The sequence below is a fragment of the Burkholderia sp. AU33803 genome (assembly GCF_002223095.1).
In the GTDB taxonomy this organism is placed as follows: Bacteria; Pseudomonadota; Gammaproteobacteria; order Burkholderiales; family Burkholderiaceae; genus Burkholderia.
The window spans coordinates 329,820-352,755 of the sequence record NZ_NKFJ01000008.1 but is presented as its reverse complement, the minus strand read 5'-3'; the positions used below and the strand labels follow the sequence as shown (position 1 = coordinate 352,755).

Sequence of the window (22,936 nt, the reverse complement as noted above, 5' to 3'; positions counted from 1 at the left end):
CCCGGGCGCCAACCGCTTCGAGGGAGGATGCATGGAGAGTGCGCCGGTGGTCGAGATGATCGGCATCGACAAGTCGTTTCCGGGCGTGAACGCGCTGCAGCGCGTGAACTTCCGGTTGTTTCCGGGCGAGATCCACGCGCTGATGGGCCAGAACGGCGCGGGCAAGTCGACGCTGATCAACGTGCTCACCGGCGTGCATGCGCACGATGCGGGCGAGATTCGCGTCGGCGGCGCGCCGGTGAATTTCGCCGCGCCGCGCGAAGCCGAGGCGGCCGGCATCCAGACGCTCTACCAGGAAGTGAACCTGTGCGCGAACCTGTCGGTCGCGGAGAACATCTTCGCGGGCCGGCAGCCGATGCGGCGCGGCGCGATCGACTGGAACACGATTCATGCACGCGCGCGTGCGGCGCTGGCCGAACTCGACCTGGCGCTCGACGTCACGCGCTCGCTCGACGCGTATCCGATCGCCGTGCAGCAGATGGTCGCGATCGCACGGGCAGTATCGGTCGACGCGCGCGTGCTGATCCTCGACGAGCCGACGTCGAGCCTCGATGACGGCGAGGTCGCGCGGCTGTTCGACGTGCTGCGCCGGCTGAAGGCATCGGGCATCGCGATCCTGTTCGTCACGCACTTTCTCGAGCAGACCTACGCGGTGTCCGACCGGATCACCGTGATGCGCAACGGCGAGCGCGAAGGCGAGTATCTCGCGCGCGACCTGCCGGTCGACGTGCTAGTCGCGAAGATGACCGGACGCGAACGGATGTCCGACACGCTGCAGGCGGGCGCGGCGGCGGTCGAACGCACCGCCGGCGACGCGGAACCGTTCCTGGCGATGCAGCAGGTCGGCCGGCGCGGGATGATGAGCCCGCTCGACCTCGACGTGCGGCCCGGCGAGATCGTCGGGCTGGCCGGGCTGCTCGGCTCGGGGCGCACCGAAACCGCGCAACTGGCATTCGCCGCGGAACGTGCGGACACCGGCGCGATCGAGATCGACGGCGCGCGCACGCGGCTCGCGTCGCCGCACGACGCGGTCCGGCATGGCATCGCGTATTGCCCGGAGGATCGCAAGAAGGAGGGGATCGTCGCCGCGCTGTCGATCCGCGAGAACATCATTCTCGCGCTGCAGGCGCGGCGCGGCTGGTGGCGGCTGATCGGGCGCGCGCGGCAGCGCGAGCTCGCCGAAACGTACATCGCGCGCCTCGGCATCAAGGCGCGCGATGCGGAGCAGCCGATCGGGCTGCTGTCGGGCGGCAACCAGCAGAAGGTGCTGCTCGCGCGCTGGCTCGCGACGGAACCGAAGCTGCTGATCCTCGACGAGCCGACGCGCGGCATCGACGTCGCCGCGAAATTCGACATCATGGAGCGCGTGCTCGCGCTGTGCGCGCAAGGGCTCGCGATCCTGTTCATTTCGTCGGAGATCAGCGAAGTCGTGCGTGTCAGCCACCGGATCGCGGTGCTGCGCGACCGGCGCAAGGTCGCCGAACTGACCGGCGCCGACGCATCCGAGGAGCAGGTGTACCGGCTGATCGCGGGAGGCCAGTCATGACGCGGCTGCGCACATTGTTCCGTCATTCGCTTGTATGGCCGGTGCTGACGCTCGCGCTGCTGTTCGCGCTCGACGTCGCGTATCGCCCGGGCTTCCTGTCGATCACGCTGCTCGATGGTCACCTGTTCGGCGCGCCGATCGACATCCTGAACCGCGCGGCGCCGCTCGTGATCGTGTCGCTCGGGATGACGCTCGTGATTGCGACCCGCGGGATCGACATCTCGGTCGGCGCGATCGTCGCGATCGCGGGGGCGGCCGCGGCGATCGTGCTCGACGCGGACCCGTCGCGAATCGGCGTGGCGCTGGCCGCCGCGCTCGGCGTCGGGCTGCTGGCCGGCGCATGGAACGGGCTGCTGGTGGCGTTCGTCGGGATGCAGCCGATCATCGCGACGCTGATCCTGATGGTGGCCGGCCGCGGTGTCGCGCAACTGCTGACGGGCGGCCAGATCATCCCGATCGGCGCGCCCGGCTACCTCGCGCTCGGCGGCGGCTATCTCGCGGCCGTGCCGTGCGCGGTGTGGATCGCGCTGGCGACGATCGCCGCGACCGCGCTGCTGGTGAACCGCACGGCGCTCGGGCTGTTCATCGGTGCGATCGGCGTGAACCCGGTCGCGACGCGGCTCGTCGGGCTGCGCGCGGGGGCGATCGTGTTCGGCGTGTATCTGTTTTCAGGCGTGATGTCGGCGCTCGCGGGCATCCTGGCCAGCTCGAACGTGCGCAGCGCCGACGGCAACAACGCGGGGCTGCTGCTCGAGCTCGACGCGATCCTCGCGGTGACGCTCGGCGGCACGTCGCTGCTCGGCGGCCGCTTCAGCCTCGCCGGCTCGGTGCTCGGCGCGCTGATCATCCAGACGCTCACCTACACGACCTATTCGATCGGCGTGCCGCCGGAGGCGACGCTCGTCGTCAAGGCGATCGTCGTGATCGTCGTGACGCTGATCCAGTCGGAGGCCGCCCGTGCGTCGGTCGTCCGGCACGCGTCGCGGCTGCTGCCTTCCGCGCGTTCGCGCGCCACTTCCGGAGCGACGCCGCGATGACCCGATTCCTTGGCCGGCTCGCCGACCCGCGCACGCTGCCGATCGTCGTGACGATCGTGCTGTTCGCCGCGCTGTTCGGCTTCGGGTCCGTGACCTACACGGGCTTCTTCTCGATGCAGGTGCTGACCGGGCTGCTCGTCGACAACGCGTTCCTGTTGATCGTCGCGCTCGGGATGACGTTCGTGATCGTGTCGGGCGGGATCGACCTGTCGGTCGGCTCGGTCGTCGCGCTGACGACGATCTTCTGCGCGGTCGGCGCCGAGCGGCTGCACTGGCCCGTGTGGGTGATCGTGCCGCTGGTGCTCGCGTTCGGCGCGCTGTACGGCGCGGCGATGGGGGCGCTGATCCATTATTTCCGGCTGCAGCCGTTCATCGTCACGCTGGCCGGGATGTTTCTCGCGCGCGGCGCGTGCTTCCTGATCACGACGCAGTCGATCACGATCAACGAGCCGGTGTTTCATGCGATCGCGGGCTTCAGCGTGCCGGTGGGCGGCGGCACGCTGAGCGCGGGCGCGTTGATCGCGCTCGCGACGCTGGCCGGCGCGATCTACGTCGCGCATTTCACGCGCTTCGGCCGCAACGTCTACGCGATCGGCGGCAACGAGCGTTCGGCGCTGCTGATGGGGCTGCCGGTCGCGCGCACGAAGGTCGGCGTGTACGCGCTGAGCGGCTTCTGTTCGGCGCTCGGCGGCGTCGTGTTCACGCTGTACGTGCTGTCGGGTTACGGGTTGCAGGCCCAGGGGATGGAGCTCGACGCGATCGCCGCGACCGTGATCGGCGGCACGCTGCTCACCGGCGGGGTGGGCTATGTGCTCGGCTCGGTGTTCGGTGTCGGCATCCTCGGCACGATCCAGGTGCTGATCACGTTCGACGGCACGTTGAGTTCGTGGTGGACGCGGATCGTGATCGGCGCGCTGCTGTGCGTGTTCTGCGTGCTGCAACGGGTGATCGAACGGCACGCCGCGCGGCGGCGCACGGGCGGCACGGGGCTTGGGGCGCCGCGGCCGAAACGCAGCCCCGCACCGGCGCGGCCGGCATCGCCCGACGAGGATGCCGCACTGGTTTCGACGATGCGGCGGCTGTAGCGCACGCATCGGCCGGCAGGGGGCGGCAGCGGCACGCAGCAACCTGGCGCGACGGTAGGCGGTGCCGATGCGCGGGCGGTCGCATCCGGCGGCCGGCCGGTGCCCGATCGGCGCGTGCGCGCCGCGGCGGCCCGTACCGTCAGGCCGGGCCGGCCGCGTCGGCTTCGGCGTCGAACGCCGTCGCGGCGCGGCGCGCCTGTTTCAGCGAGCCGGCCAGTGTCCCGATCGCGTCCAGGTCCAGTGCATCGAGGTGTTCGCGCACGTCCCGCACGAAGGCCGCGTAATCCGGCTCGTCCGCATACGGGCCGAGCCATGCCTCGATATCGGTCAGCTGCCCGTTGCCGGCCAGCAGGATCAGCTGGTCGAGCGCATCGTCGGGCGGGCACGGCATCGTGGGCGTGGTGTCATCCGGCTCGGCCTCGCCGTCCGGATGAAACCGCCTGACGAGCTCCGACACCGGCACGAGCGCATGCCCGACGGCCGGCGCGACGATCGCGAACGAGAATGCCGTGCCGACGCCCGGCTGGCTGGCGACGGCCAGCTCGCCCCCCATCGCGCCGACGATGCGCTGCGCGATGAACAGGCCGAGCCCGGTGCCGCCGTTTACGGCCTGCACCTGCTGGTACGCGCGGAAGATGTCGCGGTTGCCGCTGATGTCGATCCCGATGCCCGTATCGGCCACTTCGAACAGCAGGCGCCAGGTATCGCCTTCGCGCGCGGCATGAATCGACAGCGTGACCGTGCCGTCGCGCGTGAACTTCGATGCGTTGGACAGCAGGTTGAGCAGCACCTGCTGCAGCCGCATGCCGTCGATCGACACCGTGCGCGGCAGCGGCGTGGCCGGCCGGTAGACGAACCGGTTGTCCTGCTGCGCGCACAGCGCGAGCGCATAGTGGCCGATGTCGTCGAGCAGGCCGGGCAGGTCGGTCGTGTCGGGCGTCACGCCGAGCGGCTGCAGCTCGGCCTTCGTGAACGCGAGCAGCTCGTCGATCAGCGTGAGCTGGTAGCGGATGCTGCGGTCGATCGACCGGATCAGCCGCGCCTGGCCGCGCGTCGCGCCTTGCAGCAGCAGCTTCGCGTAGCCGTTGATCGTGGACAGCGGCGCGCGCAGGTCGTGGCTGACGTAGCCGAGCGTCTCGATCTTCTGCTGCATGTGGGTCGTCACCTGTTGCAGCGCGTCGTTGAGCGCGAGCGTGCGGCGTGCGACTTCGTCGCGCAGGCGATCCTGTTCGGTGAGCTGCCAGTGTTCGAGCCGCTTCCTCGCCTCGGTACGCTGGCGACCGACGTGATGAATCCATGCGGCCAGCACCAGCAGGTGCGTGGCGAGCCCGACGACCGCGGTGACGGGGTTCGGGAAGATGTCGGATTTCAGCCAGGCAAGCACCGGCGGCAGCGTGTTCATGCCGTCGAGCACGCGAATCAGCATGTTGAAGGTGGCGATCGCGATGGCGATCAGCATCACACGGCCGGTGGGCGTCCGGCGGATCGCGAGCAGCAACGCGAGGCTGATGTTGACGATCGCGAGCACGGCGTTCAGCCGCAGGCAGAACCACGTGAACGTCAGCAGGTCGCCGCACGCGGCGCCGATCATGCCGACCCCTTCGAGCGCGAGGAACGCCATGTAGATCGCGCGCATCGGCAGCTTCGCCTGCTCGCGCCGGGCGACCATCAGGATGAAGACGACGAAGCACGACACGGCCAGGTACGCGAAGATCACTTCGCCGCGCGCCGACCATTCACGCAGCGCAGGCGGCAACGCCATCGCCAGATAGCCGCGGTACGCCGCTTCGAACAGCGTCGTGCCCAGCGCCACCGCGGCCAGCACGTGAAACACGCCGCTGCGCGAAAAGAACCCGATCAGCAGCGCGCACCACATCAGCGCGAGCAGCCCGCCGAAGAAGCCGAAGTCCCACATCGTCGCGCGCCGTTCCAGCGCATCCCACGCCGCACGCGTGAACGCCGCCGGCGCGAGCCGCATTTCCTTGCGCGACGTGACGCGGATCAGCACGGGGACGCTTTCGCCGGCACGTAACGTGACGTCGAGCGCCGGGTAGCGCGATGACGGTCGGGCGTCACTACCGGCGCCGGCTGCCGGGAAGCGGCTGTCGAGCGTCCACCCGCCGTTCCGGCCGAGATAGAAGTCCGCCTGGTCGACGCGGGCGTCGCGAATCACCAGCACCAGCGGGCGCGCGGCGCTGTCGCGGTTGGTCAGCGTGGCGCGAATCCACCACGCCGATCGCGAGAACTCGACGTTGAAGGACGACGTGCCGGCCACCGGCGCGCCATGCGCCGGATCGGCGAGCCGTGCGGCGACCTGAGCGGCGGACATCGTCGTGCTCGCGTCCTCGAAGACCGACACGGCGTCCAGTTGCGCGGGATTCGGCGTCGACGCGGCGTGCGCTGCCGCGCAGGTGACGGCCATTGCGAGCAGGAGCAGCAGCACCGCGCGACATCCGGCTGCCCATGCCGCGTGGCGCCTACCCATCGTGATGGTGCGCCCCGGGTGCGGCGGGCGGGGCATTGACCGCATGGCGCTGGCGCCGCCAGTCGGACGGCGTGATGCCGAAGCGTTCGCGGAAGGCGGTGGCGAAGTTGCCGGGCGTCGAAAAGCCGATTTCCTCGGCGATGTCGCCGATCCCCATCGACGTCTCCGCGAGAAAGTGCATCGCGGCGCGCAGGCGCGTGTCGCGCAGATATTCGAACACGGTCTGGCCGAGATGATCGCGGAACACGCGGGACAGGCGCTTCTCGTGCGTGCCGACCTGTCTGGCGAGATCCTCGAGCGCCGGCGGATGGCGCAGGTCGCGCAGCAGGACTTCGGACGCCGCGCGCACGAGGGCCGTCTCCGGGTTGTCGGGCAGCTCGGGCAGATGTGCGAACGGCTGGCTGCGCCGCGCGCGTTTCAGGTGATTGCGGATCCGGGCCAGCACTTCCGTCGGCTCGAACGGCTTGATGATGTAGTCGATCGCACCGGTTTCGAGCCCCGCGATGCGATCCTCGAGATCGCCCGCTGCCGTCAGGATGATGACCGGGATCGATTGCGTCGACGGCGTCGACGCCAGCAGCCGGCACGCCGCGAAGCCGTCCATGCGCGGCATGCGGACATCCATCAGGATCAGGTCGGGCGCGATCGCCTGCGCACGGTGATACGCCTGTAGCCCGTCGAACGCGACGCTGATCCGGCACCGGGCGGCACGCAGGATTTCCGTGAGGAGCCGCAGGTCGTTCGGGCGATCGTCGACGACAAGAATATGTGCGTCAGCAAGATCCGGCGTGGGACGAGGCGACGCCGGACTGGACGAGCGGGATGGCATGGTTGCGGAGGCGGTGGAAGGGTGGCCGGTCAGATGACGTGCATCGCGGTCTGCACGATTGTTGCGAAAAATTATATGCCGACAACAGGTCACATTGTGAGGATTCCGTGTGGTCCGTGGGGGCTTGTGCGGCGGGGTGTTGCGTGTTTGCCGCCACCGCGTCCGGCCGGAAGAAACGGAAGTGGAAAAACATGCCGAATCGGCTTTTAATAATCGGTCTTTATTGCCGGATAAATTTGGAATAATTGGAATGGGATGGCGCGGGTGAATCAGTTTGACATGCGTTCAGAAGTCGATGCCTTCCATGTGAAAAGAATGAAGAAATTGTGGGTTGCGCGATTAATTTTTTCTGATGTTTGGTCGGAATCGTGTTAGTCGAGAAAGCACATTTTGCGTCGGAATGTATGAATGTAAATGCTGTCTGCTCGGGAAAAGGATTTTTCCGCTCGGGAAAAGGTTCGTTCTGAAGGATGCCAGCAAACTAGCCCCGGCGCGGCTGGAATCGGTTCTTTCAAACGGTCGGAATCGCGCGGATCGCACGCCGAAATTCTATTCCGAGGCATGCGATACCAATGAGACATTGATCGATGTCAGATCCTATGATGTGGGGCTGCATCGGCGAACGAATAACTGGCACGAGGGTAATGCAGATTCCGTCCTTCACCGAATACGTTGCTATATAAGAGAAATCGGTGAGTTCTGGAATGCGGTTGGGAATGACGCACCGGTCGAGACGAAATCGTCAAGGAAATTCGATCGATTAATTCGGTGCAGGGGTCGTCCGGCAAGTCGTCGATGCCGTTCCGGGATTCCGGAAATGCGTTTGAATGCGGGACGAAAAAGGGTGAGTGGCTGCGCGTGGGCCGTCCGAGGGTTCGATCCATCGGGGGACGGTCGCGCGCGGCGCGCTCTCGAACCAGGCGGGTACGAAAACGATGAACACAACAGGCATGACAGGCCAACGCACCGGTTCGCATGAGCCGGCGGCGCATGCTTCAGTCCCGGGGATCGCACGTCGCCATCCTCCTCCTGAATGAAACAGGGCGGGCCGCCCCGGGGTGCGGGCCGGCTTCCACCCATCCGGCGTCTGAATGACGCTTTCCCATGAGATTCGAGGTCGTCGCGGGTTCGGCGCGATGGCGCGCGCGTGCGCGGATGAACCGCACGCCCAGCGTCGCGCCGCCGGGCTTGCCGTGTCGGCTTCCATGATTCGATAACCGGCGATCGTCGCCTCGCCTCGTGTCGACCGGCACGGGCGGCGCGCGATTGCGTGATCGCGATACCCATCGCGCGTGGCGTGCAGCGTTACCCGGCTGTTTAGTTAGTGATCCAAAGTGAGTGGCGGGACATCGCGAGGCGGACGGGAACGTGCAGAGGACGTTCTCGCCGGCTGCCGTGTTCGCCGTTGCGTCATCCAGCACATGAGAACCGAGGGAAGACAAGATGAACAAGACGTTCAAGTCGATCTGGAACGAAGCATTGGGAGCCTGGGTTGCGGCTTCGGAGCTTGATCGCGCGCGCGGCAAGCGCGTTGCGTCGTCGCGGGGCACGCCGGAGCGCGACATCGAAGGAGCGGCCGCGGTTCGCGCAGGCGCGACCTCGGCCCCGTCGGTCAGGCGGCTCACCATGCTGATGGCGTCCGCGTATCTCGCGCTGTTCCATGCCGGTGCGCATGCGCAGTACAACCCGGATGGCGGGACGGCCACCGGCGGCGTCTCGTCGATCGCGATCGGCGTCGGGTCGAGCGCCGCGCAGACGAACTCCACCGCGTTGGGCAACCTGTCGACGGCGCAGGGCGTGTCGGCCACGGCGCTTGGCCCGGGGGCGCATGCGATGGGCGACGCTTCGACGGCCGTCGGCATCAATGCGCAGGCGACCGGCGTCAACAGCACGTCGATGGGCGTGCAGGCGATCGGTTCGGGCGATTACTCGGTTGCCATCGGCAACCTGTCGAGCGCGACGCAAAGCGGGTCGGTGGCGATGGGCAGCGGGGCGGCCGCAACCGGCGTGTCGGCCATCGGGCTCGGCAACAATGCGCTGGCTTCCGGCCAGTACGCGGCCGCGCTCGGCCTCGGGGCGAGCGCCGCCGGCGCGCAAAGCGTCGCGCTGGGCTATGCATCGCATGCGGACCAGACGGGCTCGGTGTCCCTCGGCAACCAGTCGACCAGCTCCGGCGCGGCCGCCGTTGCCGTGGGCAGCGGCGCGCTGGCTTCCGGCAATTCGGGCGTGGCGATGGGGGTGAACAGCGGTGCGAAGGGCACGTCGTCGATCGCGATCGGCTGGGGCGGGACGGCCGGCGTACCGGGCTCGGGCACGCAGTCGCTCGGCACCAGTTCGATCGCATTGGGTTCGGCCACGACGGCCGGCGCCGACAGCGCGATGGCGCTCGGCCTGAACGCGAATGCGTCGGGGGTCAGCTCGATCGCGATGGGCGTGCAGTCGACCGCGACGCAGCAGTTCGCGACCGCGGTCGGTAATCTGGCGCGTGCGACCGGCGTGTCGGCGAGCGCCCTGGGGCCCGGTGCGACGGCGTCGGCTACGAATGCGACGGCCATCGGCATCAACAGCGTCGCGGCGGCGGGGTCGACCGTGGCGATCGGCGATTCGAACTCGGTCGCGGCGGCGGCGGGGGCGGGCTCGATTGCCGGCGGCAACAACTCGAAGGTGCTGGGCGGCATCGGCGCGGTCGCGCTCGGTCTGGGGCAGACGGTCAGCGGCAACGGTGCGGTGGCGATCGGCGACCCGAGCACCGCGATCGGCACCGGCGCGGTCACGGCCGGGTCGAACAACACGGCGAACGGCGACGGCGCGGTCGCGATCGGCAATTCGAACATCGCGCAGGGCACCGGTTCGCTCGCGCTCGGCAACACGTCGACGGCGGCGGCGGCCGGTGCGCTGGCGTTCGGCGCGTCGGCCGTGGCGAACAATGCAGGCGACGTCGCGCTCGGCTCGGGCTCGACGACGGCCGCGCCGAACCCGACCGCAAGCGCGACGATCGGCGGCGTGACGTATACGTTCAAGGGCACGAATCCGACCAGCGTCGTCAGTGTCGGTGCCGCGGGTACCGAGCGCCAGATCACCAACGTCGCGGCCGGGCGCATCAGTTCGGCGAGCACGGATGCGATCAACGGGTCGCAGCTCGATGCGACGAATCAGGCGGTGAATTCGCTGTCGACGTCCACGGCGTCGAGCGTCAGTTCGTTGTCGACGGGGGTGTCGTCGCTGTCGACCGGGTTGTCATCGGCAAACAGCGCGATCACGTCGCTTTCCACGTCGACTTCGACGGGCATCAGTTCGTTGTCGACGGGATTGAGTTCGACCAATAGCGCGGTGACGTCGTTGTCGACCTCGACGTCGACGGGCATCAGTTCGCTGTCGACGGGGTTGAGTTCGACCAATAGCTCGGTGACGTCATTGTCAACGTCCACGTCGACCGGCTTGTCGTCGGCCAATAGCGCGATCACGTCGTTGTCGACTTCGACGTCGACGGGCATCAGCTCGTTGTCGACGGGGTTGAGCTCGACCAATAGTGCGGTGACTTCGTTGTCGACCTCGACGTCGACGGGCATCAGCTCGCTGTCGACGGGATTGAGCTCGACCAATAGCTCGGTGACGTCGTTGTCGACATCCACGTCGACCGGCCTGTCGTCGGCCAATAGCGCGATCACGTCGTTGTCGACTTCGACCTCGACGGGCATCGGCTCACTGTCGACGGGCCTGAGTTCGACCAACAGCGCCGTGACGTCATTGTCGACATCCACGTCGACCGGGTTGTCGTCGGCCAACAGCGCGATCACGTCGCTTTCCACGTCGACCTCGACGGGCATCAGCTCGCTGTCCACGGGCCTGAGTTCGACCAACAGCGCAGTGACGTCATTGTCGACATCGACGTCGACCGGTTTGTCGTCGGCCAATAGCGCGATCACGTCACTGTCCACGTCGACTTCGACCGGCCTGAGTTCGACCAATAGCTCGTTGACGTCACTGTCGACTTCGACTTCGACGGGCATCAGTTCGCTGTCCACCGGCTTGAGTTCGACGAACAGCTCGGTGACGTCGCTGTCCACGTCGACGTCGACCGGCATCAGCTCGCTGTCCACTGGCCTGAGTTCGACGAACAGCACGGTCACGTCGCTGTCGACGTCCACGTCAACCGGCATCAGCTCGCTGTCCACCGGCTTGAGTTCGACGAACAGCACGGTCACGTCGCTGTCGACGTCCACGTCGACGGGCATCAGCTCGCTGTCCACCGGCCTGAGTTCGACGAACAGCGCGGTGACGTCGCTGTCGACGTCCACCTCGACGGTGGTCGGATCACTGTCCACCGGCCTGAGCTCGACGAACAGCACCGTCACGTCGCTGTCGACCGCGACCTCGACGAGCATCGGTTCGCTGTCGACCGGGCTCAGTTCGACGACGAGCTCGATCGCGTCGCTGTCGACGTCGACCTCGACGACCGTCGGCTCGCTGTCCACCGGGCTGTCGAGCACCAACAGCAACCTGACGTCGCTGTCCACCGCGACGTCGACGGGCCTCGGCTCGCTGTCCACCGGCCTCAGCTCGATCGCCAGCAACAACACCAACCTCGGCAACAGCACGGCGGGCGCGATCGGCGGCGGGGCCACCTACGATCCGACGACCGGCACGATTTCGGCTCCGTCGTACGTGACGTACAACAGCGACGGTTCGACGACGATCAACAACAACGTCGGCTCGGCGATCGACAACATCAACGCGCACGGCATCAAGTATTTCCACGCGAACTCGACCGCGCCGGACAGCCAGGCGATCGGGCTCGACAGCGTCGCGATCGGCCCGAATGCGATTTCGAAGGTGGACGGGAGCATCGCGCTCGGTGCGGGGTCGGTATCCGACCGCGCGACGACGCCGGCATCGGGCATCCTCCGCAACGGCACCGCATCGATCCCGTTCAACACGACGGACCAGACGCTGCTCGGCGCGGTATCGGTCGGCGACGCGACCGGCAAGACGTATCGCCAGATCACCAACGTCGCGGACGGCACCGGGCAGCAGGATGCGGTGACCGTGCGGCAGCTGGCCGGCGCGTTGCAGTCGTTCGCGGTCACGGGCCAGAAGTATTTCCACGCGAATTCGACGGCGGCCGACTCGCTCGCCGTCGGCGCGGAATCGGTCGCGGTGGGGCCGACGACGGTCGTCAACGGCGACAACGGCGTGGGCATCGGCAACGGCGCGATCGTCGACCAGACCGCGCCTGGCGGCGTCGCGATCGGGCAGGCGGCGAGTGCCGCGCAGGCCGACGCGCTCGCGCTCGGCAGCGGCGCGACGGCACTCGGCGCGCAGTCGGTTGCGCAAGGCGCGAATGCGAAGGCGGTCAGCGTGGGCAGCGTCGCGCTGGGTTCCGGCGCGCTCGGCAACGCGACCGATGCGCTCGCGCTGGGCGCCGGTGCGTCCGCGACGTTCGCGAACAGCGTGGCATTGGGCGCGGGTTCGCTGACGACGGTCGGCGCGCTGACGAACTACGTCGCGTACGGCCTGAGCAGCCCGCAATCGTCGGCCGGCGAAGTGAACATCGGCAACCGGCAGATCACGGGCCTCGCGGCCGGCAAGAACGGCACGGATGCGGTGAACGTGTCGCAGCTCGACTCGGTCGCGAACCAGCTGACGACGCTGATCGACCAGCGCACGACCAACCTCGGCGGCCAGTACACGACGAACCCGAACGGCGCGAACGTGCCGCCGGGCTCGACCGGCCCGAATTCGTCGGCGGGTGGGTCGGGTGCGGTGGCGTCGGGCTCGAACAGCACGGCGGTCGGCAACAATGCGCTCGCATCGGGCAACGGCTCCACCGCATTCGGCGTGGGCTCGACGGCGTCGGGCAGCAATTCGACCGCGATCGGCACGGGCAGCAACGACGGCGGGCGCTCGAACGTCGTCGCGGTCGGCTCGGCGGAATCGGCGCGCCAGGTGGTCAACGTCGCGGCCGGTACGCAGGGCACGGATGCGGTGAACGTGAACCAGCTGAACGCGGTGTCGAACCAGTTCACGCAGTCGCTGAACACCGTCAACAACCAGCTCACGCAGATGCAGCAGCAGATCCAGCAGACCGATTCGATGGCACGCGAGGGGATCGCGGCCACCGCCGCGATGGCGTCGATCCCGCACATGGACCGCGACTCGAACTTCGCGATGGGGGTCGGTACGGCGACGTTCCAGGGGCAGAAGGCGATGGCGGTCGGCGTGCAGGCGCGTGTCACGGAAAACCTGAAGGCGACGCTGAACGGCGGTTTCGCCGGCAGCCAGCGCGTCGTCGGCGCGGGCATGCTGTATCAGTGGAAGTAATCGCGCGCAGCGGTTCGCGCCGGCATGCAGTGCCGGGGCGGACCGCGTCGAACGCACACGCACGCGGAGGCGGCTGCGCCATTGCACCGCCCGCGTTGCGCCCCTCGCATTTTCGGAGTCCTCAAGTGAAAAACATTCATCTTGCACTGCTGGCGTCCGTCGTTTCCCTCGCGGCCTGTTCGAGCGCATCGGGGCCGACGTACAACGCATACGAACTTCAGCCGCGCGACGGCATCCGGACGTTCCGTGTCGACTGTCACGGCATCCTGTCGAGCGCCAATACCTGCATGAAGGTCGCGACGCGCATGTGCGGCAACGAGACCGTGCGCAAGGTCGATTCCACGACGCCGTACCGCGACGGCGCCGATCCGCACTCGATCGTGTTCCAGTGCGGTGCGGCACCCGCGCCGGTGGCCGCGGCGGCCGCGCCGGCGCCCGCCGCGGTCGAGAAGGTGAGCCTGACCGGCGATGCGTACTTCGCGACCGACTCCGCCGTGCTGACCCCCGCCGCCACCGCTGCGCTCGACAGTTTGCTGAGCCAGCAGGGCGACAGGCATTTCTCTCGTGTGGAAGTGGACGGTTATACCGACGCGACCGGCTCGGATGCCCACAACCAGGCACTGTCGAAGCGTCGCGCCGATGCGGTCGCGGGGTATCTGCGCGAACACGGGCTGAAGGCGGATTCGGTCGCGGCGACGGGGCATGGAGAAACCAACCCGGCGGCGTCGAACGAGACCGCCGAAGGGCGGGCGCGCAATCGCCGGGTGGAAATCTCGTTGCAGAAGTAGGGCGTCGCCATCGGCTTGACGCAGGCGTGGCCGTCGAGAACCGACGGCGCGCTTGCGGCAGCGATGCCGTCCGGGGGCGCAGGCGGTCGAGTCAGGCGATGCGTCGCGACGAGCGAGTGCGGTGCCGCCATCGCAGCGGATGTCGGCGTGTTCACCGAATGCCCTACGTGCGTGGCGATCAAAGTCGGCACCCGCCCTCCGCAAACCAGCCTTCGGTATCGAGCGACCTCGATTCGGCTACGCGTATTTGTCGCCCACGGTACTGCGAATCGGATGGGTGTCGTAGACGATGATCATCCGCTCGATGCGCCCATCGTCGTCGAATTCGAAAACATCGACGCACTCGAAACGCACCGCGGACCCATCTTTCAGCGCCCAGTCATAGACGAAGTAGCCGGTCGCACGTCGAGCCCCCGTCGTGCTGACGCAGATGTCGATGGGCGCTATTTTGCTCGCTCCGGATGCTGCATTGACCTTCGCGAAGAAGGGCGCGGCGTTCATCCAGCCGAGAAACGGCGAGAAGACCTGGGCGTCCGGCGTGAACAACGCACAGATCGCCGCGACGTCGCCACGCTCCAGCTCCGCGAGATAGTTGCGAACCTGCCGGGTGTATAGTGCTTCCGACGATGAGACCATCTTTTTTCTCCGATCATTCGTTGACGACGCCGCGCATTCGAACAGACGCGCATCCGGTACAGGCAAGATAGCGATGCACCGATGACCGAACAATCGAAAAATCCGCAACCCGGGTATGCAACGCATGCATATCCATTGGGCGACCTGACGCGGCCGCTGCCGCCGCTGACGGCGTTCCAGTCATTCGTCGCCGCGGCACGACTCGGGAGCATCAGCAAAGCCGCCGACCATCTGTGTCGAACGCAGGGCGCGGTGAGCCGTCAGGTCCAGCAACTGGAATCGCACTACCGGTGTGCACTTTTCGTACGCCATGCGTCAGGGTTGACGCTGACGGCGGAAGGAAGCGAACTGTTGACCGTGGCCGTCAGCGTACTCACGCAACTGGTTCAGCATGCGGACGTTCACGCCAGGACAGCGCCCGTCGTCACGCTGCGGTTGCCCTCCACGTTCGCGCTTCGCTGGTTGCTCCCACGGCTGGGAGACATCAATCACGCGTTGCCTGGAACAGAATTTCGCATCTCCACATCGGCGGACGACACGCCGGATTTCACGACCCCTGACGTCGACGCCATCGTTGTGCGTGGAACCGGGCAGTGGCCGGGTATGGACGCGGTTCCGTTGTTTGACGAGCAACTCACACCGATGTGTACACGCGCAATGGCCGCATCGCTTGGCTCGGCCGCCGACCTTGCTCATGTCACATTGCTCCATCCCGGACACGGCCACGAGGAGTGGCGATGCTGGCTGGAAAGCGTTGGGGCACGGCAAATCGACGCGAGCCGTGGACTCGTTTTCGATACCCTCGAATTGACGCTCTCCGCTGCGGCGGAAGGGCATGGCGTGGCAATCGGCGATCCCCGGATGGCGAGGGACCGCCTGCAGGCAGGGACACTGACGACACCTTTTGCCGACGTGGCGCAAAACGGCTTGTCGTACTACGTCGTCTATCCATCCCAACGAGCCGCACAGTCCAAGATTCGCGCGCTCGCTGACGTCCTGTTTCGGCTTGCGCAGGATGACTGAGGGTTATCGGGGAAAGCACTCCTGTACCGTGGGCTTGCCGTTGGCACGTAACGCGAGCGCGAACACGGCCCATGCCGGCGTTCCAATCTTCGATGACCACGTGACGCATTGCCAATCGGGCAGCCTGTCGAGACGGCACGTCTGATCTGCCGCAAGCGCGCAGCGATTATGGCTCCCGCGTTCCCAATGGCGAGTACACTGACAATGCCCTGGAAGCAGGAGAATGCGATGATCGACGCTGGCCCCCAAAGCACCTTTCGAGGACTGCCGCTGACCGTGGAGCAGGACGCGGAAGTGCGGCACTACATCAAGGATCGGACTCGGCGTGGGCTGCCATGGGACACGTCGGAGCTGAGCGCGATGCTCAAGGACATGCTGCATCCCCCGGGCGACGGTGATGGCGACGACGATCGCGAAGGCGACGATGATTTTGCCTCACCGGCAGACGAAGCCAGAGCGGCCGCCGAGCGCGCGACGGCCTCGGTCGACGAAGCGATGGATCCGATCGAGGCGAATGAGGAATGGCATGCGGCCATGGAGTCGGAGGGCATGAAAGGGCCCAGACGATAACGCGGAGCAGCGACGCGCCGAATTCCCGCAGCGCCGCATACGAGGCGCGCGCGCCGGATGCCGGGCATTTCAGGGAAGGCGCGTAGCGTCGGACCGTACACAGCGGAGTTGCCGACGCGCGCGGCGATCCCGGCGTGAGAGCCCCGACACGCAATCCATCCGTTGCCAGGTCATTCCGGGCACAGCCCACCGCGCCACGCCCATCGCATGGCGCCAACGGAATGGCGAGCCGCATCGCGTCGCCGGGCGCCCGGCAGCGGGCGCCCTGTCAGTGCCTGATCACGCAGACGGCCACGATTTCGTATCCGGGGTCGGCATGCACGTGCGCCGCCTTTTCCGCTTCTTCATACGAACCAAACGACGTGGCATCCTCAACCGCCGGTGCCATGCCGATATCGCCATCCTCGGCGGTGCAGAGGAACTGCTCGCCGGTCTTCACGACGTAGACGGACAACATGATTCCCTCCATCGTGTGCAGGGGGAATTCCAGTCTAGCAGGAGAGAAAAGGGGCGCAGGCGGTTCGCTGAGTCCTTTTCGCGAGATCTGCGACAGGACCGAAAAGCCGGGCACAATACCCGCATGCAAAATCCAGACCTCGAACAGCTCGTCACCGTCACCATGCCCTTCGGGAAATACAAAGGCCGGCTGATTGCCGACCTGCCCGGGCCTTACCTCAACTGGCTGGCGCGCGAAGGGTTTCCGCGCGGCGAAATCGGCCGGCAGCTCGCGCTGATGCACGAGATCGACCACAACGGCCTGCGGGACTTGCTGGCGCCGTTGCGAAAGCGCGGATAGCGCCCATCGCGGGCGAATGTGCCGGCCCCCGCATCGTTCGTCCGTGATCGACAACGACCACCGCGCATCCACCCCACCGGCCACGCGTGGCCGAACGCTCGCATGCGACCCCGTCCGCGGCTCGCATGCCACTAGCGTGTCGCCGAGGCTGACATAGAATAGAAAACAGTCCCTTGGCCGTTGATGGCAAGAAAAGGGGTGCCAACATGAGACGCCTTTATTTCCTCGTACCCGATACCCAGATGGCGAAGGCCATCGTCGACGATCTATTGCGCGCACGCATCGTCTGGCGCCATATCCACGTTCTCGCCGACCACAGCGTCACACTCGATCAGTTACCCGAAGCATCGTTGCTGCAAAGCAGCGACGTCGTGCATGCACTCGAGCGCGGCGTCGCGCTCGGCGGCGCGGCCGGTGCGCTGATCGGCCTCGTCGCGCTCGTCTTTCCGCCGGCGGAGCTCGTGATCGCGGGCGGCGCCGTCGTCGGCCTGACGCTGGCCGGCGCGGGTTTTGGGGCGTGGACCGCCGCGATGATCGGCATCGCCGAGCCGAACGCGCGACTCCAGCGATTTCGCGAGGCCATCCAGGCAGGCCAGATCCTGATCATGGCCGACGTGCCGGCATTGCGAGAGCAGGAAATCGAAGAAATGGTCGCCCTGCATTTTCCGAAGGCAGACCTGGAGGGCGCCGAACCTACGTCACCGATCTTCCCCTGACACGCGACAGCCAATCGGCCTGCCCGACAAGCGCGTCGATTGACGCGGTTCGCCGAGCGCGCGGCTGCGGCCGCGGGCCGCGCGGGGAGCGGGGCGTGCGCTCGTTGCGCAGGCAACTCATGTCCGCCATGCCGAAGCGCGCAAGAGACGCGGGGCCGACGCGCGTGATGCCTGGGGGAATCGAAGTGCCAACGTCGAACCGTCGGCAAGGAGGCCGTATGGAACTGCACATTCAATCGCACCATTGGGCGCGTCGTACGCCCGACTGGGTCGCCGCTGCCGTGGCCGGCCTCGCGGGCGGCGCGCTGGTGATCGCGCTGGAATTCGTCTGGTCGACGCTGGTGCTCGGCTCGAGCCCGTGGCAACCGACCCACAAGATCGCGGCGATGGTGATGGGCCGTAGCGCGCTCGGCCAGATGACGCAATTCAACCTCGAAATCGTGGCGATGGCGCTGCTGCTGCACTACGTGCTCGGCGCGATCATGGGGATGATGCTCGCCGCGATCATGGCGCCTTTCCGCTTCGATTCGAGCGTGGGGATGGAAGCCGTCATCGGGCTGGCGTTCGGGATCGTCGCGTATGGGTGGAACTTCTACGTGATGACGGCCGTGTTCCCGTGGTTCGTCTCCGAGCGCGGTTCCGGGCCGTTGCTGGCCAACCTGTTGTTCGGCGTGGTGGCGGCCATCACCTACGGCAGGCTGGAGCGATTGCGCAAGCAGAACGTGGACGATTGACCCATCGCGCTTCCCGCCGCGCCGCGCTCGAACACGCGGCGCCCATGGGAAACACGGAACCGGGTGTCGGCGGCGCCGGCGAGTGAGATGCAGCGAGGCGGCCCATGGCCCTTGCGATTGCCCTGGTCCTGATCATCGTGTTGGCGGTGGGGTTTCACTTTGCCAGTCCGTGGTGGATCACGCCGATTGCGTCGAACTGGGTGCGCATGGACGACATGCTGACGATCACGCTCGTCATCACCGGCGCATTCTTCATCGCCATCAACCTGTTCATCGTGGTCGCCCTGGTGCGCTATCGCCACCGCAGCGGGCACCGCGCGGCCTACGAACCGCACAACCGGAAACTGGAATGGTGGCTGATCGGCCTGACCATCGTCGGCGTCGCGGCGTTGCTGGCGCCGGGCCTGTTCGTCTACGCGGATTACATCCGGCCGCCGCGCAACGCGTTGCAGATGGAAGTGCTCGGCCAGCAATGGCAATGGCGCTTTCGCTTCGCCGGGCCCGGCGGCAAGCTGGGGACGACCGACGTGCGCTACGTCAGCAACGACAACCCGTTCGGCCTGAACCCCGCCGACCCGAACGGCCGCGACAACTACCTGGTCGACGGTCCCGAGGTGCACCTGCCGCTCAACCGGCCGGTCCAGGTCCTGACCCGGTCGCGCGACGTGCTGCACGACTTCTACGTCCCGCCGTTCCGCGCGCGGATGAACATGGTGCCGGGCATGGTGACCACCTTCTGGTTCACGCCGACCCGGGCTGGGCGCTACGACATCCTGTGCGCGCAGCTCTGCGGGATCGGGCATTCCGGCATGCGCGGCGTGGTGGTGGTGGAAGACGAAGCCGCGTTCTCGCGCTGGCTGGCGCAGCAGACCACGTTCGCGCAGCAGCAGATGGCCCACGTGCAGGCTGCCCCCGCCGCCGCGGGCGGCAGCGCGCAGGCGCTGGCCAACCTGGGCAAGACGCTCGCGGCGGCCAAGGGCTGCGTCGCCTGCCATACCGTGGACGGCAGCCCGCTCGTGGGCCCGACCTGGAAGGGCCTGTACGGCAAGACCGAAACGATGGCCGACGGCAGCACCGCGAAGGTGGATGAAGCCTATCTGCGCGCGTTCATCCGCAATCCGACGGCCCGCGTCGTGAAGGGCTTCTCGCCGATCATGCCGCACTTCGACCTGAGCGAGCAGGAACTGATCGCGCTGGTGGCCTATATCGAGGCGCAAGGCGGGACGCCCGCCGGCACCGCGGCCCAGCCCTAGCGTAACGGACGAAGCAGACGGAGCAGACGCCATGACCTACGCGCACACCGATCACGGTCCGCACAGCTTCTGGACCCGCTATGTGTGGAGCCAGGACCACAAGGTCATCGCCGTGCAGTACGCGCTGACGGCCATCGCGATCGGCCTGGTCGGCCTCGTCCTGTCGGACCTGATGCGGCTGCAGCTCGGCTTTCCGGGCAAGTTCGCGTTCATCGACGCGAACCACTACTACCAGTTCGTCACGATGCACGGGATGATCATGGTGATCTACCTGCTGACGGCGCTGTTCCTGGGCGGCTTCGGCAACTACCTGATCCCGCTGATGCTCGGCGCGCGCGACATGGTGTTCCCGTTTCTCAACATGCTGAGCTACTGGGTCTACCTGCTGGCGGTGCTGGTGCTGGTGGCGAGCTTCTTCGTGCCGGGCGGGCCGACCGGCGCGGGCTGGACGCTGTATCCGCCGCAGGCGATCCTGCCGGGCACGCCGGGCGTGGAATGGGGCATCGTGCTGATGCTTGTGTCGCTGGCGATCTTCATCGTCGCGGCCACGATGGGCGGCCTGAATTACGTGACCACCACGCTGCAGGCACGCACGCGCGGCATGACGCTGATGCGCATGCCGCTCACCGTGTGGGGCATCTTCATCGCGACCATCATGGCGCTGCTGGCGTTTCCGGCGCTGTTCGTGTCGGCGGTGATGATGCTGTTCGACCGGACGCTCGGCACCAGTTTCTTCGTCCCGGCCGTGGTGTCGATGGGGCAGACGCTCAAGCATGCGGGCGGCAGCCCGCTGCTGTTCCAGCATCTGTTCTGGTTCTTCGGGCACCCGGAGGTCTACATCGTCGCGCTGCCGGCCTTCGGCATCGCGTCGGATCTCATCAGCACGCATGCGCGCAAGAGCATCTTCGGCTACCGGATGATGGTGTGGGCGATCGTCATCATCGGCGCGCTGAGCTTCGTGGTCTGGGCGCACCACATGTTCATCGCCGGCATGAACCCGTACTTCGGCTTCTTCTTCGCCACCACGACGCTCATCATCGCCGTCCCGACCGCCCTCAAGGTCTACAACTGGGTGCTGACGCTGTGGCGCGGCGATATCCACCTGACCGTGCCGATGCTGTTCGCGATCGGCTTCATCAGCACCTTCGTGCTGGGCGGGCTCACCGGGCTCTACCTCGGCAACGTGAGCGTGGACATCCCGCTGTCGAACACGTATTTCGTGGTCGCGCACTTCCATATGGTGATGGCCGTGTCGCCGATCCTCGTGGTGTTCGGCGGCCTGTATCACTGGTACCCGAAGGTGACGGGCCGCCTGCTCGACGACACGCTCGGGCGCGCGCACTTCTGGATCACCTTCGTCGGCACCTACGCGATCTACTTCCCGATGCACTATCTCGGCATCCTCGGCATGCCGCGGCGGTATTACGCGTATCAGGGCTACAGCTTCATTCCGCATTCGGCGCAGACGCTCAACACGTTCATCACGATCGTCGCGCTGATCGTCGCGGCGGCACAGCTGCTGTTCCTGTTCAACCTCGCGTGGAGCCTTCGCCACGGGCGGCGTGCGGACGGCAACCCGTGGCGGGCCACCACGCTCGAATGGCAGACGCCGCAAACGCCGCCCGTACACGGCAACTGGGGGCCGACGCTTCCCGTCGTCTACCGCTGGGCATACGAATACAGTCCGCCGGGGCAGGAGGAAGACTTCGTGCCGCAGAATCAGCCGCCGGCGACGGCGCCTGAATCCAAAGCGGCCCATCCGACGCTGCACCCGGGCGAGGCACACGAATGACCACGCTGCCGCGCCCCTTCGTTCCCGATGCGCCACCCGGCTTGCCGAATGCGGGCCGCACCGGCCTGACCGTGTTCATGGCGGTGGCGACGACGCTGTTCTCGCTGCTGCTGCTCGCCTATGCGATGCGCATGCGCGAACCCGACTGGCAGCCGATCCCGCATCCGGCGCTGCTATGGTGGAACAGCAGCGCGCTGGCGCTGGCCAGCCTCGCGATGCAGCGCGCCCGGCGGATCGGCCCGCACCGCACGGTGTGGCTGTTAGCCGGCGGCGTGCTGGCGGCCGTGTTCGTGGTCGGGCAGCTGGTTGCGTGGCGCATGCTGTCGGCAGCCGGGGAGACGGTCACCGTCAATCCGTCCAACAGCTTCCTCTACCTGCTCACCGGCCTGCACGGATTGCATGTGCTGGGCGGGCTCGCGGCGTGGGGCGTGACGATCGCGACGCTCCGGCGCGCGGACCCGTTCCGGGCCCAACGGGCCATCGCGCTGTGCGCGCGCTACTGGCATTTCCTGCTCGCGGTGTGGCTCGTGCTGCTGGCGGCGATGCAGTGGCTGACTCCCGGGATCGTCGCCGCCATCTGTGGGCCGCTGTATGGAGCCGTGCCATGACCGCGCCCTCCGTCCACACCGAATCCGCTGCCGAATCGTCTGTGGTGCCGCCCGCCGACGCGCGGCCCGACGGCTGGCGCGGCATCGTCACGGACTGGTCGTCCGACCGCGAAGCCTTCAGGGTGCCGTGGGGCAAGGCGATGATGTGGATCTTCCTGCTGTCGGACACCTTCGTCTTCAGCAGCTTCCTGATCGGCTACATGACGGTGCGCATGTCGACCACCGCGCCGTGGCCCGATACCGCGAAAGTGTTCGGGCTCAGCGTGGGCGGCGTGGAAGTGCCGTTGCTGCTGATTGCGATCATGACGTTCACGCTGATCAGCAGCAGCGGCACGATGGCGATGGCCGTCAACTTCGGCTACCGGCGCAACGCACGGCCCGCTGCCGCGCTGTTGCTGGCCACCGCGCTGCTGGGCGCGACCTTCGTGTCGCTGCAGGCGTTCGAATGGAGCAACCTGATCTTCCGCGAAGGGATCCGCCCGTGGGGCAATCCGCTGGGCGCGGCGCAGTTCGGCGCGTGCTTCTTCACGATCACCGGGTTCCACGGCTTTCACGTGACCTGCGGCGTGATCTACCTGCTGCTGATCGCACGCAAGATCCTGCAGCCGGGATTCACCGAACACGGCAACTTCCAGATCGTCGAGATCGCCGGGCTGTACTGGCACTTCGTCGACCTGGTGTGGGTGTTCATCTTCGCGCTGTTCTATTTGTGGTGAG

Annotated in this window: 18 protein-coding genes; 14 read left to right on the top strand and 4 right to left on the bottom strand. The window is 67.0% G+C overall.

Annotation, left to right across the window (positions count from 1 at the left end):
- Positions 1-31 precede the first annotated feature (31 nt).
- The 3 genes from CFB41_RS33140 to yjfF are packed head-to-tail and all read left to right on the top strand — an operon-like array spanning position 32 to position 3,668.
- The gene (locus CFB41_RS33140) at positions 32-1,546 is read left to right on the top strand and encodes a sugar ABC transporter ATP-binding protein (RefSeq protein ID WP_089459510.1); all 1,515 of its coding nucleotides are present in this window, start codon (positions 32-34) and stop codon (positions 1,544-1,546) included.
- On the top strand, positions 1,543-2,583 hold the full coding sequence (locus CFB41_RS33135; protein ID WP_089459509.1) for an ABC transporter permease: 1,041 nt from the start codon (positions 1,543-1,545) through the stop codon (positions 2,581-2,583). The genes CFB41_RS33140 and CFB41_RS33135 overlap by 4 nt, the downstream gene beginning before the upstream one ends.
- A complete protein-coding gene (yjfF, locus tag CFB41_RS33130) occupies positions 2,580-3,668 on the top strand; it encodes a galactofuranose ABC transporter, permease protein YjfF (protein WP_089459508.1) in 1,089 nt (362 codons plus the stop codon). The genes CFB41_RS33135 and yjfF overlap by 4 nt, the downstream gene beginning before the upstream one ends.
- A 139-nt stretch (positions 3,669-3,807) precedes the next feature.
- On the opposite strand, the gene CFB41_RS33125 is transcribed toward yjfF, so the two are convergent.
- The gene (locus tag CFB41_RS33125; protein ID WP_089459507.1) at positions 3,808-6,153 is read right to left on the bottom strand and encodes a sensor histidine kinase; all 2,346 of its coding nucleotides are present in this window, start codon (positions 6,151-6,153) and stop codon (positions 3,808-3,810) included.
- A complete protein-coding gene (locus CFB41_RS33120; RefSeq protein WP_089459506.1) occupies positions 6,146-6,982 on the bottom strand; it encodes a response regulator in 837 nt (278 codons plus the stop codon). The genes CFB41_RS33125 and CFB41_RS33120 overlap by 8 nt, the downstream gene beginning before the upstream one ends.
- Positions 6,983-8,425: 1,443 nt before the next feature.
- On the opposite strand from CFB41_RS33120, the gene CFB41_RS39025 reads away from it, so the two are divergent.
- The gene (locus CFB41_RS39025) at positions 8,426-13,303 is read left to right on the top strand and encodes a YadA-like family protein (protein WP_105771225.1); all 4,878 of its coding nucleotides are present in this window, start codon (positions 8,426-8,428) and stop codon (positions 13,301-13,303) included.
- A gap of 125 nt (positions 13,304-13,428) precedes the next feature.
- Positions 13,429-14,091: an OmpA family protein gene (locus tag CFB41_RS33095; RefSeq protein WP_089459505.1), complete on the top strand. Its 663-nt coding sequence runs from the start codon at positions 13,429-13,431 to the stop codon at positions 14,089-14,091.
- 237 nt (positions 14,092-14,328) lie between these two features.
- On the opposite strand, the gene CFB41_RS33090 is transcribed toward CFB41_RS33095, so the two are convergent.
- Positions 14,329-14,727, bottom strand: a complete 399-nt coding sequence (locus tag CFB41_RS33090; protein WP_089459504.1) for a nuclear transport factor 2 family protein — start codon at positions 14,725-14,727, stop codon at positions 14,329-14,331.
- Between the two features lie 81 nt (positions 14,728-14,808).
- Between CFB41_RS33090 and CFB41_RS33085 the strand changes: the two genes are divergently transcribed.
- Both CFB41_RS33085 and CFB41_RS33080 read left to right on the top strand, forming a co-directional pair.
- Positions 14,809-15,750: a LysR substrate-binding domain-containing protein gene (locus CFB41_RS33085; RefSeq protein WP_089459503.1), complete on the top strand. Its 942-nt coding sequence runs from the start codon at positions 14,809-14,811 to the stop codon at positions 15,748-15,750.
- A 228-nt stretch (positions 15,751-15,978) separates the two neighbouring features.
- Positions 15,979-16,320, top strand: a complete 342-nt coding sequence (locus CFB41_RS33080) for a hypothetical protein (protein WP_089459749.1) — start codon at positions 15,979-15,981, stop codon at positions 16,318-16,320.
- A 268-nt stretch (positions 16,321-16,588) separates the two neighbouring features.
- Here CFB41_RS33080 and CFB41_RS33075 read toward each other — a convergent pair whose 3' ends face one another.
- A complete protein-coding gene (locus CFB41_RS33075) occupies positions 16,589-16,777 on the bottom strand; it encodes a hypothetical protein (RefSeq protein ID WP_069250279.1) in 189 nt (62 codons plus the stop codon).
- Between the two features lie 123 nt (positions 16,778-16,900).
- On the opposite strand from CFB41_RS33075, the gene CFB41_RS33070 reads away from it, so the two are divergent.
- The 7 genes from CFB41_RS33070 (at position 16,901) to CFB41_RS33040 (ending at position 22,935) form a co-directional block, all read left to right on the top strand.
- Complete coding sequence (locus CFB41_RS33070; RefSeq protein ID WP_089444396.1) at positions 16,901-17,116, top strand: DUF3820 family protein; 216 nt, start codon at positions 16,901-16,903, stop codon at positions 17,114-17,116.
- Between the two features lie 206 nt (positions 17,117-17,322).
- Positions 17,323-17,832 carry a DUF1269 domain-containing protein gene (locus CFB41_RS33065; protein WP_089459502.1) on the top strand — a complete coding sequence of 170 codons (510 nt, stop codon included), beginning with the start codon at positions 17,323-17,325 and terminating at the stop codon, positions 17,830-17,832.
- A 218-nt stretch (positions 17,833-18,050) separates the two neighbouring features.
- Positions 18,051-18,566, top strand: coding sequence for a hypothetical protein (locus tag CFB41_RS33060; RefSeq protein ID WP_089444395.1), 516 nt, complete (start codon positions 18,051-18,053; stop codon positions 18,564-18,566).
- A gap of 104 nt (positions 18,567-18,670) precedes the next feature.
- On the top strand, positions 18,671-19,819 hold the full coding sequence (locus CFB41_RS33055) for a cytochrome c oxidase subunit II (protein WP_089459501.1): 1,149 nt from the start codon (positions 18,671-18,673) through the stop codon (positions 19,817-19,819).
- A 31-nt stretch (positions 19,820-19,850) separates the two neighbouring features.
- Positions 19,851-21,611, top strand: coding sequence for a cytochrome c oxidase subunit I (ctaD, locus tag CFB41_RS33050; protein ID WP_089459500.1), 1,761 nt, complete (start codon positions 19,851-19,853; stop codon positions 21,609-21,611).
- Complete coding sequence (locus tag CFB41_RS33045; RefSeq protein WP_089459499.1) at positions 21,608-22,219, top strand: cytochrome c oxidase subunit 3; 612 nt, start codon at positions 21,608-21,610, stop codon at positions 22,217-22,219. Before ctaD ends, CFB41_RS33045 begins: the two co-directional genes overlap by 4 nt.
- Positions 22,216-22,935 carry a heme-copper oxidase subunit III family protein gene (locus CFB41_RS33040; protein WP_089459498.1) on the top strand — a complete coding sequence of 240 codons (720 nt, stop codon included), beginning with the start codon at positions 22,216-22,218 and terminating at the stop codon, positions 22,933-22,935. The genes CFB41_RS33045 and CFB41_RS33040 overlap by 4 nt, the downstream gene beginning before the upstream one ends.
- Position 22,936 lies beyond the last annotated feature (1 nt).

Excerpts from the sequence above, each read along its gene's own strand:
- CFB41_RS33140 (WP_089459510.1), top strand. The coding sequence starts at position 32 with ATGGAGAGTGCGCCGGTGGTCGAGATGATCGGCATCGACAAGTCGTTT.
- CFB41_RS33120 (WP_089459506.1), bottom strand. The coding sequence starts at position 6,982 with ATGCCATCCCGCTCGTCCAGTCCGGCGTCGCCTCGTCCCACGCCGGAT.
- CFB41_RS33045 (WP_089459499.1), top strand. The coding sequence starts at position 21,608 with ATGACCACGCTGCCGCGCCCCTTCGTTCCCGATGCGCCACCCGGCTTG.
- CFB41_RS33040 (WP_089459498.1), top strand. The coding sequence starts at position 22,216 with ATGACCGCGCCCTCCGTCCACACCGAATCCGCTGCCGAATCGTCTGTG.
- CFB41_RS33075 (WP_069250279.1), bottom strand. The coding sequence starts at position 16,777 with ATGTTGTCCGTCTACGTCGTGAAGACCGGCGAGCAGTTCCTCTGCACC.
- CFB41_RS33060 (WP_089444395.1), top strand. The coding sequence starts at position 18,051 with ATGGAACTGCACATTCAATCGCACCATTGGGCGCGTCGTACGCCCGAC.
- CFB41_RS33135 (WP_089459509.1), top strand. The coding sequence starts at position 1,543 with ATGACGCGGCTGCGCACATTGTTCCGTCATTCGCTTGTATGGCCGGTG.
- CFB41_RS33065 (WP_089459502.1), top strand. The coding sequence starts at position 17,323 with ATGAGACGCCTTTATTTCCTCGTACCCGATACCCAGATGGCGAAGGCC.
- CFB41_RS33085 (WP_089459503.1), top strand. The coding sequence starts at position 14,809 with ATGACCGAACAATCGAAAAATCCGCAACCCGGGTATGCAACGCATGCA.
- CFB41_RS33070 (WP_089444396.1), top strand. The coding sequence starts at position 16,901 with ATGCAAAATCCAGACCTCGAACAGCTCGTCACCGTCACCATGCCCTTC.
- CFB41_RS33080 (WP_089459749.1), top strand. The coding sequence starts at position 15,979 with ATGATCGACGCTGGCCCCCAAAGCACCTTTCGAGGACTGCCGCTGACC.
- CFB41_RS33055 (WP_089459501.1), top strand. The coding sequence starts at position 18,671 with ATGGCCCTTGCGATTGCCCTGGTCCTGATCATCGTGTTGGCGGTGGGG.
- ctaD (WP_089459500.1), top strand. The coding sequence starts at position 19,851 with ATGACCTACGCGCACACCGATCACGGTCCGCACAGCTTCTGGACCCGC.
- CFB41_RS39025 (WP_105771225.1), top strand. The coding sequence starts at position 8,426 with ATGAACAAGACGTTCAAGTCGATCTGGAACGAAGCATTGGGAGCCTGG.
- CFB41_RS33125 (WP_089459507.1), bottom strand. The coding sequence starts at position 6,153 with ATGGGTAGGCGCCACGCGGCATGGGCAGCCGGATGTCGCGCGGTGCTG.
- CFB41_RS33090 (WP_089459504.1), bottom strand. The coding sequence starts at position 14,727 with ATGGTCTCATCGTCGGAAGCACTATACACCCGGCAGGTTCGCAACTAT.
- yjfF (WP_089459508.1), top strand. The coding sequence starts at position 2,580 with ATGACCCGATTCCTTGGCCGGCTCGCCGACCCGCGCACGCTGCCGATC.